Origin of the sequence: Gordonia polyisoprenivorans NBRC 16320 = JCM 10675, assembly GCF_000241325.1 — a bacterium.
GTDB classification, from domain to species: domain Bacteria; phylum Actinomycetota; class Actinomycetes; order Mycobacteriales; family Mycobacteriaceae; genus Gordonia; species Gordonia polyisoprenivorans.
On record NZ_BAEI01000031.1, the window covers coordinates 318273 to 333267 of the forward strand.

11 protein-coding genes are annotated in these 14995 nt (G+C 66.5%); 5 read left to right on the top strand and 6 right to left on the bottom strand.

Annotation, left to right across the window (positions count from 1 at the left end; all coding sequences use genetic code 11):
* Positions 1 to 39: 39 nt before the first annotated feature.
* Positions 40 to 831: an SDR family oxidoreductase gene (locus GOPIP_RS08890; RefSeq protein ID WP_035727517.1), complete on the top strand. Its 792-nt coding sequence runs from the start codon at positions 40 to 42 to the stop codon at positions 829 to 831.
* Between the two features lie 4 nt (positions 832 to 835).
* Here the strand turns inward: GOPIP_RS08890 and GOPIP_RS08895 are convergent, their stop codons facing one another.
* Positions 836 to 1405, bottom strand: coding sequence for a YdeI/OmpD-associated family protein (locus tag GOPIP_RS08895; RefSeq protein ID WP_006369303.1), 570 nt, complete (start codon positions 1403 to 1405; stop codon positions 836 to 838).
* 44 nt (positions 1406 to 1449) lie between these two features.
* On the opposite strand from GOPIP_RS08895, the gene GOPIP_RS08900 reads away from it, so the two are divergent.
* Entirely contained in the window at positions 1450 to 2124 is a 675-nt protein-coding gene (locus tag GOPIP_RS08900) for a hypothetical protein (protein WP_006369304.1), read from the top strand.
* Between the two features lie 38 nt (positions 2125 to 2162).
* Here GOPIP_RS08900 and GOPIP_RS08905 read toward each other — a convergent pair whose 3' ends face one another.
* The 5 genes from GOPIP_RS08905 to GOPIP_RS08925 form a co-directional block, all read right to left on the bottom strand.
* A complete protein-coding gene (locus GOPIP_RS08905) occupies positions 2163 to 2615 on the bottom strand; it encodes a hypothetical protein (RefSeq protein ID WP_006369305.1) in 453 nt (150 codons plus the stop codon).
* Between the two features lie 134 nt (positions 2616 to 2749).
* Positions 2750 to 4690 carry an ABC transporter ATP-binding protein gene (locus tag GOPIP_RS08910; protein WP_006369306.1) on the bottom strand — a complete coding sequence of 647 codons (1941 nt, stop codon included), beginning with the start codon at positions 4688 to 4690 and terminating at the stop codon, positions 2750 to 2752.
* On the bottom strand, positions 4687 to 6420 hold the full coding sequence (locus GOPIP_RS08915; protein WP_006369307.1) for an ABC transporter ATP-binding protein: 1734 nt from the start codon (positions 6418 to 6420) through the stop codon (positions 4687 to 4689). The genes GOPIP_RS08910 and GOPIP_RS08915 overlap by 4 nt, the downstream gene beginning before the upstream one ends.
* Before the next feature lie 118 nt (positions 6421 to 6538).
* Positions 6539 to 7291, bottom strand: a complete 753-nt coding sequence (locus tag GOPIP_RS08920) for an IclR family transcriptional regulator (RefSeq protein WP_006369308.1) — start codon at positions 7289 to 7291, stop codon at positions 6539 to 6541.
* On the bottom strand, positions 7288 to 8727 hold the full coding sequence (locus GOPIP_RS08925; protein WP_006369309.1) for an APC family permease: 1440 nt from the start codon (positions 8725 to 8727) through the stop codon (positions 7288 to 7290). Before GOPIP_RS08925 ends, GOPIP_RS08920 begins: the two co-directional genes overlap by 4 nt.
* Before the next feature lie 601 nt (positions 8728 to 9328).
* On the opposite strand from GOPIP_RS08925, the gene GOPIP_RS08930 reads away from it, so the two are divergent.
* From GOPIP_RS08930 to GOPIP_RS08940, 3 genes are all read left to right on the top strand, one after another.
* On the top strand, positions 9329 to 10774 hold the full coding sequence (locus GOPIP_RS08930; RefSeq protein ID WP_006369310.1) for an APC family permease: 1446 nt from the start codon (positions 9329 to 9331) through the stop codon (positions 10772 to 10774).
* Positions 10775 to 10859: 85 nt separating this feature from the next.
* A complete protein-coding gene (locus GOPIP_RS08935) occupies positions 10860 to 12806 on the top strand; it encodes a primary-amine oxidase (RefSeq protein WP_006369311.1) in 1947 nt (648 codons plus the stop codon).
* A gap of 321 nt (positions 12807 to 13127) precedes the next feature.
* Complete coding sequence (locus tag GOPIP_RS08940; protein WP_006369312.1) at positions 13128 to 14729, top strand: TROVE domain-containing protein; 1602 nt, start codon at positions 13128 to 13130, stop codon at positions 14727 to 14729.
* Positions 14730 to 14995 lie beyond the last annotated feature (266 nt).

Genomic DNA, 14995 nt, shown 5'->3' on the forward strand with positions numbered 1-14995 from the left:
TCACTAGAACACGTTCTAGTTCTGTGGCATTGTCGAGTCGTGATACTCGACAGGTTCCGGATGACCGACACCGTTGCCATCGTCACCGGCGCGGGCCGCGGACTCGGTGCGGCGATCGCCATCGGCTTCGCCGAGGCGGGGGCCGACGTGCTGATCAGCGCACGCACCGCCGAGCAGCTCGACGCCGTCGCCGACGAGGTGGCCGCGCGGGGACGGCGGGCGCACGTCGTGGCCGCCGATCTCGCCGACCCCGACACCGTCGCCGCCCTGGCGCAGGCGGCGATCGACGAGTTCGGCCGCCTCGACACCGTGGTCAACAACGTCGGCGGGGCGCTGCCACGGCCGCTGCTCGACACCAAACCCCACCACCTCACCGACGCGTTCACGTTCAACGTGACCGGCGCGCACGCGCTGGTGCGGGCGTCGGTGCCGCATCTGCTGGCCAACGCCGACGGCGGCTCGATCATCAACATCACCTCGGCGGTGGGCCGCACACCGGGGCGCGCCTATGCCGCCTACGGCACGGCGAAGGCCGCGCTGGCCCACTACACCCGGCTCGCGGCGATGGACCTCAATCCGCGCATCCGCGTCAACGGCATCGCGCCCGGGGCGATCCTCACCTCGGCCCTCGACATCGTCGCCGCCGACGAGACCATGCGCACCACCATCGAGGGTGCGACGCCCCTCCACCGACTCGGCGACCCCGCCGACGTCGCCGCGGCCGCGGTGTATCTCGCCTCGCCCGCCGGCGCGTACCTGACCGGCAAGATCATCGAGGTCGACGGCGGCATCGTCACACCCAACCTCGACCTGCCGATTCCGGATCTGTAAGGCTTCACGGCCGTTCGTCGCGGGCGGCCTTCTCGACGATGACGGTGATCCGACGCGCCTTCGTCTCGGGTTTGCGTGCCATGGCGATCTGGGTGAGGGCGGCCTTGCGTGCCCCCGGCGGGAACGCGTCCCAGTGGGCGCGGGCCGTCGGGTTCGCATCCAGCGCGACGGTCAGGTCGGGATGCTCGACGCCGGCCTCGGCGTCGTCGAGCAGGTTCCACAGGCCGCGTGCCTTCGCGTCGTCGATGACGGCCAGGCCGGGTGGCTGCATCCGGCCGGAGTCGATGAGCTCGGCGACCCGTTGTTTGTTCGACGCCGCCCACGCGCTGCCGCGTCCGCGTCGGGTGAACCACATGCCACGCCGATGCGCGTCGATCGTGCGGGTGACCCCATCGATCCACCCCCAACACAACGCCTCCCGGACAGCGTCGTCATAGTCAAGGGGCTCGTTGCCGGATTCTTTGCGCCAGAACACAAGCCACACCCCGGACGCCGACGCGTGATGCCCGGCGAGCCACTCCCGCCACGCGTCGATGTGCTCGACGAGCAGTTCCGGGGCGTCGGGGTCGGCCATCCACTCACCCTATCCACGGTGCGATCGCCCGGTAAGGTTGTGACGTGGACCAATTCCTCCACTTCGCGGGCGACTACTGGTGGCTGATCTTCCCGGTCGGCGGCATCGTCGGCGGCTGGGCCAACCACGTTGCCCGATACAACGAGAAGCGCCGACGCGACAAGATCGAACTCGCACGCATCAAGGCGACCGCCAAGGCCGAGGAATTGCGCAGCACCCGTGCCGACAAAGCCCAGGTGACCAAGGTTCTCAAACGGCACGACGAGATCAACGAGAAATGGTTCGCCTACGAACTCGACCTCGCGACGCTCATCGAATTCCCGATGCTCATCGACATGCGTGAACCGCTCACCCTGGCCTTTCATCAGGCCAAGGTGCGCGCCGACGACATGCGACCCGCGCCCGGTGAAACCCTCGATCCGGAGACCTTCGCCGAGTACCGCGACGCCGTCGGTGTCTATGCCGCGTCATTCGACGCCGCCGAGCGTGAGGCGCGACGCCGCAAACAATCGGACTTCTCGCCCATCGAGCGCGAATCCCTGGACCGCGCACGCAAACTCATCTCCGTCGCCGCCGACGCCGCAGCCACGCCGGCCGAGCGGCAGGCCGCCTACCGCAAGGCTCGGGCCGAGCTCGACGGACTCATCGACGTGCCGACGCCCGCCGCCGAACAACTCGAACGCGGCATTGCCGGCGAATTGGAGCGCGGCCAATCCTGACCGGCCGCGGGGCCCGGATGGGCCCCGCAGCCGGTCGGTCACGAGGTCGGCTGGGTACGCCGGGTCGGTTCCAGTGACTTGCACGCGGCCAGCGCCTTGGTCCAGGTGGCCTGATCGACCCCCGGGGGCGCCGTCATGGTGTGCTGACGGGCCGGGGGAGTACCGCCCGAACCGCCCTCGGGTGCCTGGCCGGGCGCACCCGACGGCGCTCCGGCCGGTGCCCCCGACGGCGGGGTCCCGTCCTCGGATCGTCGCCGCATCCCGTTGCGCGCGGGCATGGTGACGCCGTTGTTGGCCATGCACTTGTCGAATGCCGCCATCTCGGTGGCCCGGGTCGAGCCCGCGGTGGTGGAGGTCGACGACGACGCCGACGAGGACGTGGCGGCGGCGTTGGTCGGTGTGGACGAGCTGTCGGTCGACGAACAGCCCGTCAACACCGCGGCGAGCACCGCAGCCCCACCCACGCCCATGGTCACCAGACGAATCTTCATGAAAACCCCATCTCGGTCTTTCGGATCGCCGCATCCGTTGCGGCGGTGATGATCCTGTGTACCGGGGCTTCTTGGTAGTCGGCTGTAGAGGCGCTAGCAGTCTTCTGGCCGGGGCTCGATCAGTCGGGGCTCGGTCAGTCGGTGTCCAGCGCGCCCGCGAACTGGCTGCGGTAGAGGCGACAGTAGGCGCCCTGGGCGGCCAGCAGCTCGTCGTGATTACCCTGTTCGACGATGTGCCCGTCCTCCATGACGATGATGGTGTCGGCGTCGCGGATCGTCGAAAGGCGATGGGCGATCACAAAACTCGTGCGATCGGCCCGCAGGTTGGCCATGGCCTGCTGGATCAGCAGCTCGGTGCGGGTGTCCACCGAGCTCGTCGCCTCGTCGAGGATCAGGATCGTCGGCCGGGCGAGGAAGGCACGGGCGATCGTGATGAGCTGTCGCTCACCGGCACTCACGCCACCACCCTCGTCGTCGAGGACGGTGTCGTAGCCGTCGGGCAGGATGCGGACGAAGTGGTCGACGTGGCTGGTCATCGCCGCGGCCATGACCTCCTCGCGGCTGGCGGTCGGGTCGCCGTAGGCGATGTTGTCGTAGATCGTCCCGCCGAAGAGCCACGAATCCTGTAGCACCATCCCGGTTCGCTCACGCAGGTCGTCGCGCGTCATCGCGCGGGTCTCCACACCGTCGAGCCGGATCTGCCCGGAGTCGACGTCATAGAACCGCATGATCAGATTCACCAGCGTCGTCTTGCCCGCGCCGGTGGGCCCGACGATCGCGACCATGTGCCCCGGGCTCGCCACCAGTGACAGGTCCTCGATCAGGGGCTTGTCCGGCAGATAGCGGAACGCGACGTCGTCGAACTCGATGCGGCCCTTGTCCTCCGACGGGCTCAGCGGCTGCGCCGGATCGGGGGTCTGCTCCTGCGCGTCGAGGATCTCGAAGATCCGCTCGGCCGAGGCGACGCTGCTCTGCATCAGGTTGATCATCGAGCCGATCTGGGTGAGCGGCTGGGTGAACTGTCGCGAGTACTGGATGAACGCCTGCACCTCACCGAGACTCAGTGATCCCGACGCCACCCGCAGGCCGCCGACCACGGCGACGGCCACGTAGTTGAGGTTGCCCAGGAACATGATGGTCGGCATGACCATGCCCGAGATGAACTGCGCACGCCAACTCGACTGGTAGAGCTTCTCGTTGCGCTCGTCGAAGGTCTGCTCGATCTCGCGCTGCCGACCGAACACCTTGACCAATTCGTGCCCGGTGAACGCCTCCTCGATCTGGGAGTTGAGCTTTCCCGTCGACGACCACTGGGAGATGAAGTGCGGCTTGGACCTTCGGGCGATGATCGTGGTCGCGGCCACCGCCAGCGGGACCGTCACCACCGCGATCAGCGCCAGCAGCGGCGAGATCCAGATCATCACCACCAACAGTGCGATGACCGTCAGCACCGAGTTCACGAACTGGGAAATTGTCTGCTGCAAGCCCTGTGACAGGTTGTCGAGGTCGTTGGTCACCCGGCTCAGCAGGTCACCGCGCGGGGTGGTGTCGTAATAGCGCAGCGGAAGCCGATGCACCTTCTGCTCGATCTCGGCGCGCAACTCACGCACCGTGTTGACCACGATGACGTTGAGAATCCGGAATGCCAACCACGACAACAGGGATGACGCCACGTAGCAGATCAGCACGATCAGCAGCGTCCAGGCGACGGTTGTGAAGTCGATCCCGACACCCGGGGTCAGATTCATCGCCGACACCATGTCGGCGAAGGTGCCCTGCCCGCGCGCACGCAACCCCTCGACGGCCTGCTCCTTGGTGATGCCCGACGGCAACGCCTTGCCGATCGCACCGTCGAAGATGAGATCGGTGGCGTGGCCCAGAATGCGTGGTGCCGCCGCGAGGAGGATGACCGACCCGACGATGGCGGTCAGCACCGTCGCCATGCGCCACCGATAGGCCATCAGCAGGCGCACAAGACGTTTCATCGACGGACCGAACGACTTGGGCTTCTCCAGGACGGGGCCGGCGGCCATCGGGCCGCGGCCGGGACCCGGGCCGCCTGCGGGGCGGGTCATGCGGGTTCTCCGATCGACAGCTGCGAACGCGCGATCTCGGCGTAGGTCTCGCAGGAGGTGAGCAATTCGTCGTGGGTACCGAGACCGACGACGTGGCCGCGGTCGAGGACGACGATCTGATCGGCGTCGACGATGGTCGAGATGCGTTGGGCCACGATGATCACCGCGGCATCGGCGGTGGCGGGCCGAAGGGCGGCACGCAGTTTCGCGTCGGTGGTCAGGTCGAGCGCGGAGAACGAGTCGTCGAACAGATAGACCGACGGCCGCCGGACCAATGCCCGCGCGATCGCCAGACGCTGGCGCTGTCCGCCCGAGACGGTGGTGCCGCCCTGCGCGATCGGGGTGTCGAGTTGCTGGGGCATCGCGGAGACGAAATCGGTTGCCTGCGCGATCTCCAGTGCCGCCCACACCTCCTCGTCGGTGGCGTCGGGTTTGCCGTGCCGGACATTGGTGGCCACCGTCCCGGAGAACAGGTAGGGCCGTTGCGGGACGAGTCCGATCACCGACCGCAACTCGTCGGGATCGAGTTCGCGGACGTCGGTGCCGCCGACGCGAACCGCGCCCGCGGTGACGTCGATGAGTCGTGGGACCAGGCCGAGCAGCGTGGTCTTGCCCGAGCCGGTGGACCCGACGACGGCGGTGGTGGTCCCCGGACGCACGTCGAAGGTGATGTCGGACAACACGTTCTCGTCGGCTCCCGGATACCGGAACTGCGCGGCGTCGAACTCGACGGAGGCGGGATCGCCGGTGAAACCGGCAGGGGTACTCGACGGCACGACCGACGTCTCGGTGTCGAGGACCTCGCAGATGCGCTCGGCGCACACCGCGGCGCGCGGCGCCATCATCGCCAGGAACGACGCCATCATCACCGACATCATGATCTGCATGACGTAGCTCATCATCGCCGTCAGTGCCCCGATCTGGGCGCTGCCGTCGGAGACCGCGTGACCGCCGAACCAGATGATCGCGACAATCGTCACATTGGTGATCACGGTGACCGATGGGAACATCAGGGCCATCATCCGGCCCACGCGCAGCGAGGCGTCGCTCAACTGGTCGTTGGCGACGGAGAACCGTTGCATCTCATGGCGTTCGCGCACGAACGCCCGCACCACGCGGATACCGGTGATCTGCTCACGCATGATGCGGTTGATGGCGTCGAGGCGCTCCTGCATGGCGCGGAAGCCGGGGATCATCCGGGCGATGATGAAGCCCATCGTGATGCCGAGGATCGGTACGGCGATCAGCAGCACCCACGACAATCCCGGCGCCACATGGACGCCCATGACGATGCCGCCGATACACATGATCGGTGCCATCACCAGGATGGCGGTGCTCATGACGAGCAGGAGTTGCACCTGCTGCACGTCGTTGGTGGTGCGGGTGATCAGCGACGGTGCGCCGAAGGTGCCGACCTCGCGCGCGGAGAACGAGTTGACGCGGTGCAGGAGATCGTGGCGGATGTCGCGGCCGGCACCGAGCGCGGCCCGTGCACCGAAGTACTGGGCGATCAGCGTGCACACGATCTGGACGAAGGTCACCGCCAGCATCCACGCGCCGATCCGCAGGATGTAGCCGGTGTCGCCCTTGGCGACGCCCTTGTCGATGATGTCGGCGTTGAGCGTCGGCAGATACAGCATGGCCACCGTCGCCACGAGTTGCAGCAGGATCACCGCGGTGATGTGCGCGGGGTAGCGGGACAGGTAGGTCCGGATCAGACGGGTCAGCATGGGGCGATCACCTGATTGACGGTAGCAACGGGACGTTCTCTCGGCGAACGGTTTGCCGGCGGCCGCACATCGGATCACAGGGTGACCGGATGCGCCGAGGGTGTGGATCGGCCGCTGTTCACGCCAGCAGCGGCGCCAGTCGCGTGGCGTACTCGGTCATCGCCGGCACCTGCCGCGTCATGATCTCGGCTTGGTCGGCGCGACCCGAGAGTGCCAACGCGGCGACAAGTGTTCCGCCCGGCGATCGGACGCCGACCGCGATGCACGCGCGGTCGGGATCGAGTTCGCCGACCTGCAGCGCGAAGCCGTCCCGGGCCACGGCTACCAACTGGTCGGCCAACGCGTCGCGGGTGGTCGGCGTACGGGAGGTGATCGCGGTGAGCGGGAAGGTGACCACGTCGTTCACGTCGGCCTTCTCGCCGAGCAGCAGTTTTCCGATGGCGCTGGCATGTAGATAGGTGTTGAGTGTCCGCTCGTTGGCCGCCGGCGGGAACTCGGTGTCGAGGTCGGCCGCCCGCACCGAGGTGTTGGTGAAGTAGTAGAGATGCGCGCCGAACCGGATGGACAACCGGAATTCGGCGAGCACTTCCCGCGCCGCGGTACAGACGCGCGGGATCAGGGTGGCGTCCACCAGCGCGCCGGTGCGCGGGCCGAGCGCAAATCCGGACAGATCCGGCATTCGCACCACAAACCCTTCTGCGACGAGCAGATTCAACAGCCGGTAGATCGTCGCCGACGGAATGTCCAGGCGATCGGACAGGTCCTTGGCGGTCACGCCGACGCCGGATCGCGCCACCTCCTCGAGGACGCGGAGCGCGCTCTGCACCGCTTTCGGCTGACGACCGGACAGGCTCGTCCCGCCTGGGCTCATCGCAGAACCTGCCACGGGTCGTAGTCGTTGAGGACCTGATCGGCGGTGGTCTCGTCGAATACCCCGACCTGTTCGGGCAGCCTCGGCTCGATGCGGCGTCGAATGAGAAAGACCGCCATACCGGCTGCCACCAGCACCGCGTAGGTGATCGTCGCGATCCACACCGGGGCGTCGATGGTCAGCGCCGCCCACACGATGATCCCGACAAAGGCTGCGGCAGTACCGATCCCGATGATCGTGGGCAGTCGTCCCGGCTCGCCGATGCGGCGCAGGAACACCGGCGCCCCGACGCACACGAGAAGATAGGCGCAGATGTAGCCGTGCGCCGACACCGCGAGCAATCCGATCAGCGTCGACCGCGCGGAGCCGACGACGAGCAGATACACCACCGGGACCACCGTGATCACCGGTACCGATGCCAGCAGTGCGACGGACGGGGTCCGAAAACGCTTGTGCGTCTTGCCCAATGCCGGTGGGAGCACGCCTTCACGGCCCATCGCGAACAACGTGCGCGACAGTGCCGTGCATGATCCGATCACGCAGGCGAACCAGGAAGCGGTGATACCGAGTTCCAGCACCACCGACAACACCGTCGATCCCGGGCCGTCGGATCCGGGCAGACTCAGCACGATCGGTGCGGCGTTGCCGCCGGCCACCTGATGGCCCGATTGGGTGACGGCAGCGAAGACGTAGAGCACGCCCAAGGCCAGCGGTGACCAGCGCACGGCGCGGGTGACGGTCTCGAACGGCCGCTTGGCCTCCCGTGCCACCGTCGTCGCGCTCTCGAATCCGACGAATGCCGTGGTGGCCAACAGAAGTGCGAAGCCGGGTGCGTCGTGCACATCCGACGACGCCGTCGGGGTCGATCCGCCGCGCACCGCGAGGACCGTCAGGACCACCGCGGCGGCGACGACCGCGAACATCTCGATCGCCAGGGAGATCCGTGCGGACAGCTTGATGCCGCGGATCATCAGTGCGAGTGCCACGGCGCCGACCGCCAACGTGAGGAGGGCGACGATCAGCGGACTGTCGCGCACGCCCACCCGGTTCAGGAGCGCGGCCAGGTAAGCGCCCGCCCCCAAGGTGCTGGCCATCGCGGCGCCGGCGTAACCGATCATCACCGACCAGCCGGCAAACACCCCTGCGCCGGCGCCGAGGCCCTTGACCGTGTAGCTGTAGATGCCGCTGACCGCGACCATGCGCGTGGAGAACTGGGTGATGCAGTAGCCCACCGCGAGAAACAAGAAGGTGGTCGCGACGAACACCGGCACCGTCGCGTGGCCCGCGGCGGGGAGGATGAGTACCGGGACGGTGACCATGACGGCCGACGGGGCCACCGCGGCCACCGACTGACCGAGGACCTCGACGAACGACAGTCGGCCTCGCGGTAGACCGGCGACCGGTGACCGACGCCGAATGCCCTCGTGGTTGTCCATCGCCTCACCTGCTTCCGCGCGACCCCGCACCACAACGCAACGTAGCCCATCGGGCGCGTCGGCTCATCATTTCGACGATGAATTCTCGTCGGAGTTCAAATGGGAACCATCCTGTTCGGTGATTCTCATTTGACGGGATTTCGTCTGTTCGGGCTGCGCGATCCATGTGTACTCGCCGTTGCACGACGCCGATGCCAACGCGCTCAAATGAGAATTCGGGCCCTGGAAATACCCATTCAGAATCCATGGTGACACAGGTCATATCGCGGGCGTAGGGTCAGCTCGTGAGTCACTCGATACCGACTCTGTGGTGCGAAGACCGGTGTGGACCCGCCGGATGCACAGAGCCTGTCGTCGAGCGAGATCGCCTCCCGGACATGTCGCACTGACCGATTGACGGCACTCTCGACAATCGACTCACCGGCGTGAATTTCTCGCGTGAATTCACTGTTGCGCGAAATGAGAATGGTTCACGCATGCTTTCTCATTGGTGATCGCGCAATTCTTACCGATGGGCAACACCACGGCAAGCGGATGCGACCACGATGATCTCCGGCAATAACAATCGATTCTCTTCTGTAGCGAAGGACGACGTACAGACATGACCACCAAGGCTTCCTCGGCGGCGGCGCCGCCCGCGACCGCGGCCCGCACACTCACCGGTCGACTCGGGACCACCGCGATCGTCTTCATGGTGATCGCGGCGGCCGCACCGTTGACCGTGATCGTCGGCACGGTGCCGCTCGGTATCTCGGCCGGCAACGGCGCGGCCTATCCCGCCTCGTACCTGATCTGCACCGTCGTTCTGCTGCTCTTTGCGGTCGGCTTCACCGCCATGGCCCGGCACATCCCCGGCGCCGGCGCGTTCTACACCTACGTCGCACACGGACTCGGTCGGCATGCCGGTCTCGGCGCCGCATTTCTCGCCCTGCTCTCGTACACGGCGGTGCAAGGTGCCGTCTACGGATACATCGGTGCCGCCATCAACGAACTCGTCACGTCCCACGGCGGGCCGTCGGTGCCCTGGTACGTGTACGGGCTCGCCATCCTCGTCGTCGTCGCGACTCTCGGCTACCGCCACATCGAACTGTCCGGCAAGGTTCTCGGCGTTCTGCTGGTCTGCGAGGTCGGCATCGTGATGGTCATCAACCTGTCGGTCCTCGGGCATGGTGGCGGAGCCCACGGCCTGTCGACGACAGCGCTTTCGCCGTCGGCGTTCTTCCACGGTGCCCCCGGCATCGCACTGATCTTCGCGCTCGCCGGGTACATCGGATTCGAGGCCACCGCGGTCTTCCGCGATGAAGCGCGCGACCCGGCCCGCACCATTCCGCGCGCGACGTACTGCGCGCTGCTGATCATCGGCGCCTTCTACGCGGTGAGCAGCTGGCTGATGGTCAGCGCGTGGGGTGACACCGAGGCGATCAAGATGGCCACCGACAACCCGGAGGGCATGATCACCGAGACCGCGGTCCGCTATGTCGGATCCGCCGCCGGTGATCTCGTCCAGATCCTGTTGGTGACCAGCCTGTTCGCGGCCATCCTCTCGTTCCACAACGTCCTGGCCCGCTACATCCACTCGCTCGGCAACAGCGGTGCCCTGCCGTCGGCGTGCGGTCGTTCGCACGCCCGTCACGCCTCACCGCACATCGCCTCGGTCGTGCAGACCACGACGGCGGTCGTGCTGGTCGTCGCGTCCGCGCTCGGTGGCCTCGACCCGGTCACCCAGGTGTTCGCGTGGTACGCGGGGGTGTCATCGGTGGGCATCGTCGCCCTGATGACGCTGACCTCGGCCGCGGTGATCGTCTACTTCCGACGCACCCGCAAGGACACCCGGCCGTGGCAGACCCTCATCGCGCCCGGACTCGGCCTGCTCGGTCTCGCCGCGCTGCTCGTGCTGACCGCGCTGAATCTCCCGTTGCTCGTCGGCGGTTCGGACACCCTCGCCGTCATCATCGCCGTCCTGCTCGTCGCGGCCTTCGCCGCCGGCGCGATGGTCGCGGTGACCAGGCCGCACGCCGCCCATCACCTCACCTCTGCCGACAACTGAATCCCGCCACCGCTGACCACCATCGCTGAACAACACCACTGCTGAATCCCGTTACTGCACAGATCTATTCGAAGGAGAACTGCTCATGAGTACTGCCGTCACCACCGCCCCCGAGATGATCGGCCAGGCCGGCCCCGACCATCCGTTGACCCCGCTGTCGGCTGCCGAGATCACCACGGTCCGCGGCATCGTCGACGAAGCCGGGCTGCTGAGTGAGCACACCCGCTTCGTGTTCGTGACCCTCGACGAACCGGCCAAGGATGTCGTGCTCGCCTACCGGGCCGGCGATGAGATCGTCCGGCAGGCCCGGGTACTCCTCCTTGACCGCGAGACCGGGACGGGCAGCAGCCTGCTGGTGTCGTTGACGGAGGCAAAGGTGCTCGAGCGCGCCATGATCGACGCCGCGACCGAGGGTCAGGTGCCGATTCTGGACGAGGAGTTCGAGGACATCGAGGCCTATCTCCTCGCTTCCGACGACTGGCTGGCCGCGATGAGCAAGCGCGGCCTCGAGCCGGCCAACGTGCGCGCGGTCCCGTTGTCGGCGGGTGTCTTCGGCCACGAGGACGAGGTCGGTCACCGGATCGTCCGAGTCCTCGCGTTCTACCAGTCCGACCAGGCCGACCTGCCGTGGGCGCATCCGATCGACGGCGTCGTCGCCTATGTTGACCTCACCGGCCGTCAGGTACTCAAGGTGATCGACGAGATCACCTTGCCGGTGCCGGCCGAGCGCGGCGAGTGGGATGCGGCCCCGCATGCCGTGCCGACCCGCACCGACCTCAAGCCGATCGAGATCACTCAGCCCGAGGGCCCGAGCTTCACCGTCGAGGGAAACCAGATCAGTTGGGCGGACTGGACTTTCCGCTTCGGATTCGACATCCGTGAGGGCCTGACGCTGCATCAGCTCTCGGTGCGCGACGGCGACGAGCAGCGCCCGGTCATCTATCGGGCGTCGATCGCCGAGATGGTGGTCCCCTACGCCGATCCGTCACCGGTTCGGTACTGGCAGAACTACTTCGATCAAGGCGAGTATCTGTTCGGTCGCTATACCAACGCTCTCGAACTCGGTTGTGATTGCCTCGGCGACATCACCTACTTCGACGTGACCATCGCCGACGAACAGGGCAATCCGCGGGTCATGAAGAACGCGATCTGCCTGCACGAGGAGGACTACGGCGTGTTGTGGAAGCACACCGACATGTTCAACGGGATGGCCGAGACCCGACGCTCCCGACGACTCGTCATCTCGTTCTTCCTCACCATCGGCAACTATGACTACGGCTTCTACTGGTACCTCTACCTCGACGGCACCATCGAACTCGAGGCCAAGGCCACCGGTATCGTGTTCACCTCTGCCCACCGCGGACCCGAAGGTTTCTCCACCGAGATGGCCCCCGGCCTCGGTGCGCCGTTCCACCAGCATCTGTTCTCGGCGCGACTCGACATGGCCGTCGACGGCAACCGCAACACCGTCACCGAGGTGGATGCGGTGCCCGTCCCGATGGGCCCGGACAACCCGTGGGGCAACGCATTCCGGGCCCAGAAGACCACACTGCACACCGAGTCCGAGGCCATGCGCAGCGCGGATAACCTCAAGGCCCGGGTCTGGCACATCACCAACCCCGACAAGCAGAACCGGCTCGGCCAAGACGTCGGGTATGCCCTGCATCCCGAAGGACAACCGAGCTTGCTGGCCGACCCACAGAGCTCCATCGCGAAGCGGGCCGCATTCGCCACCAAACACCTCTGGGTCACGCAATACGATGCAGCGCAGCGGTATCCGGCCGGCGACTACGTCAACCAGCATCCGGGTGACGCCGGCCTACCGGCCTACGTCGCCGCCGACCGCGACATCGAGGGTGAAGACATCGTGCTGTGGCACACCTTCGGCCTCACTCACTTCCCGCGGCCCGAGGACTGGCCGGTGATGCCGGTCGATTACGCCGGATTCAAGCTCAAGCCGGTGGGCTTCTTCGGCCGCAATCCGTCGCTCGGCGTCCCCTCCGGGCCCAAGGGGCACTGCTGCGCGGACTGACCCTGCAGACAGGGGACACTGAATAATCATTGGCGCTGTCGCATTTCGGTGCTCTACGGTTGGCGCCGAGAGCGGGCCGGAGTCGATCGGTTACCACTCATAATGGGCAGGTTGCGGGTTCGAGTCCCGCCATCACCTCCGGGTGGTGTAGCTCAACGGGTAGAGCAGTGAAAACCCGGTCGGCATAACATGCCCGCTCTCGCAGAACGTCAGAAGGTCGCGGGCCGGATTCCGGTCGGTTATCACTGCGGATGATCATCCCGGTCGGAGATGACATGTCCGCGACCTTCGTTCTGTGCCATGGTTGTTCAGGAGTCAAGGATGGATGTTCTCAACACGGTCGGCACGCGCCGCACCAGTCAACTCGACAAGAGCGATTCCCGTCAGGTGGCCAATAGCGCGGGCGGCTATACCTTCGAGGTGACACCGGTTGCGCGACTCCGTCGATTCTTGATCCTCGGTACCGAGGGCGGCGCGTACTACACGAGCGCGGCCGATCTCACCAAGGAAAATACCGCTGTTGTCATGGATTTCGCGCGCAACGACGCCGGCACCCTCGTCCGTGAGATCGTTTCGATCTCCCAGAGTGGGCGTGCGCCGAAGAACAATCAGGCGATCTTCGCGCTCGCCGCTGCGGCATCGCTTGCCGACGACTCCGGTCGCCGCACAGCGCTCGCCGCGTTGCCCGACGTCGCACGTACCGGCACCCATCTGTTTCTGTTCGCCACCTACGTCGAGCAGTTCCGCGGGTGGGGTAGGGGCCTGCGCCGCGCGGTGGGTCAGTGGTATCTGGGCAAGGCCGTCGACTCCGTGGCCTACCAGGCCGTGAAATACCGGAGCCGTGAGGGCTGGTCGCATCGTGATCTGTTGCGCCTGGCGCACCCGGTCACCGACGAGGCGCAGCGTCGCGCGTTGTTCGACTACATCACCCACGGCCGCGCCGAGGGAGTTCCGCGCATTGTCGAGGGATACGAGAAGGTGCAGTCGGAGCCGGGTCGAGCTGCGGCTCTCGTGGCGCAGTACGGCTTGTCGTGGGACATGCTGCCGGACGAGTCGCTCAATGACGCGAAGGTCTGGGAAGCTCTGCTGGACAATGGTATTCCCCCAACTGCGTTGATGCGTCAGCTTCCGCGGCTGACCCGTATGGGGTTGCTGCCGGCGACGGGTGGTCGGACGCCGGAGGTGGCGGCGCTGCTCGCCGATCCCGACCGGCTGCGCAAGGGGCGCGTGCATCCGCTCGCTGTCCTGGTGGCTCAGCGTACGTACGCGTCGGGTCACTCGGCGCGCGGCAACAGCTTGTGGGCACCGACGCGCGGAGTGGTCGACGCGCTCGATGCGGCGTTCTACGCGGCCTTCGGCGTCGTCGAGCCTTCGGGTAAGACGCACTTGCTGGGTCTCGACGTGTCGGGCTCGATGGGCGCACCGATCTCGGGAATGCCGATCACGTGCCGCGAGGTGTCGGCGGCGTTGGCGTTGGTGACTGCGGCGACCGAGCCGGAGCACATGATGATGGGATTCACCTCGGCGACAGGTCGAAGTGGGTTCGGTGGTGGCACGGAGCTCACGCCGCTGCCGATCAGTTCTCGTCAGCGACTCGACGACGTGCTGCGCACCATCTCCGGGCTGCCGTTCGGTGGCACGGACTGCGCGTTGCCGATCCGATGGGCACGGGAGACCAAGACCCACGTCGACGTCTTCTCGATCTACACCGACAACGAGACGTGGGCCGGTCCGATTCATCCGCACCAGGCGCTCGCGCAGTACCGGCGTGAGGTGAATCCGAACGCGAAGCTGGTCGTCGTCGGCATGACGTCTACGGGCTTCACGATCGCTGATCCGAGCGATGCCGGAATGCTCGACGTCGTCGGATTCGACTCGGCAACGCCGCAACTATTGTCGGGGTTCGCTCGAGGAAACGTCTGAACGGCTTCTCCGTTCGCGCGGGCGGGTGTCCGTGCCGCAGGGTACGAATCCAGCACTCTAGCAGTCGGTCTCGAGGCTCGCCGCACGCGGCTCGCACCTCGACCAGCGATTGATGAATCTCGGGCCGTTCCCCATCCCGGTGGTCGAGGTGCCGAGGAGCGCCAGCGACGAGCCTCGAGACCCCGTGTGCCGAAAGGATTCCGGGCCACAGTCGGCACAACACCTCGACCATCGGGTGGGAACAATCTCTATGGAGTTCTCAAACA

Bases quoted from the DNA above. Each gene is read 5' to 3' on its own strand.
- GOPIP_RS08920 (WP_006369308.1), bottom strand. From the start codon at position 7,291: ATGAGCCCAGGCGGGACGAGCCTGTCCGGTCGTCAGCCGAAAGCGGTG.
- GOPIP_RS08940 (WP_006369312.1), top strand. From the start codon at position 13,128: ATGGATGTTCTCAACACGGTCGGCACGCGCCGCACCAGTCAACTCGAC.
- GOPIP_RS08930 (WP_006369310.1), top strand. From the start codon at position 9,329: ATGACCACCAAGGCTTCCTCGGCGGCGGCGCCGCCCGCGACCGCGGCC.
- GOPIP_RS08910 (WP_006369306.1), bottom strand. From the start codon at position 4,690: ATGACCCGCCCCGCAGGCGGCCCGGGTCCCGGCCGCGGCCCGATGGCC.
- GOPIP_RS08915 (WP_006369307.1), bottom strand. From the start codon at position 6,420: ATGCTGACCCGTCTGATCCGGACCTACCTGTCCCGCTACCCCGCGCAC.
- GOPIP_RS08905 (WP_006369305.1), bottom strand. From the start codon at position 2,615: ATGAAGATTCGTCTGGTGACCATGGGCGTGGGTGGGGCTGCGGTGCTC.
- GOPIP_RS08935 (WP_006369311.1), top strand. From the start codon at position 10,860: ATGAGTACTGCCGTCACCACCGCCCCCGAGATGATCGGCCAGGCCGGC.
- GOPIP_RS08895 (WP_006369303.1), bottom strand. From the start codon at position 1,405: ATGGCCGACCCCGACGCCCCGGAACTGCTCGTCGAGCACATCGACGCG.
- GOPIP_RS08925 (WP_006369309.1), bottom strand. From the start codon at position 8,727: ATGGACAACCACGAGGGCATTCGGCGTCGGTCACCGGTCGCCGGTCTA.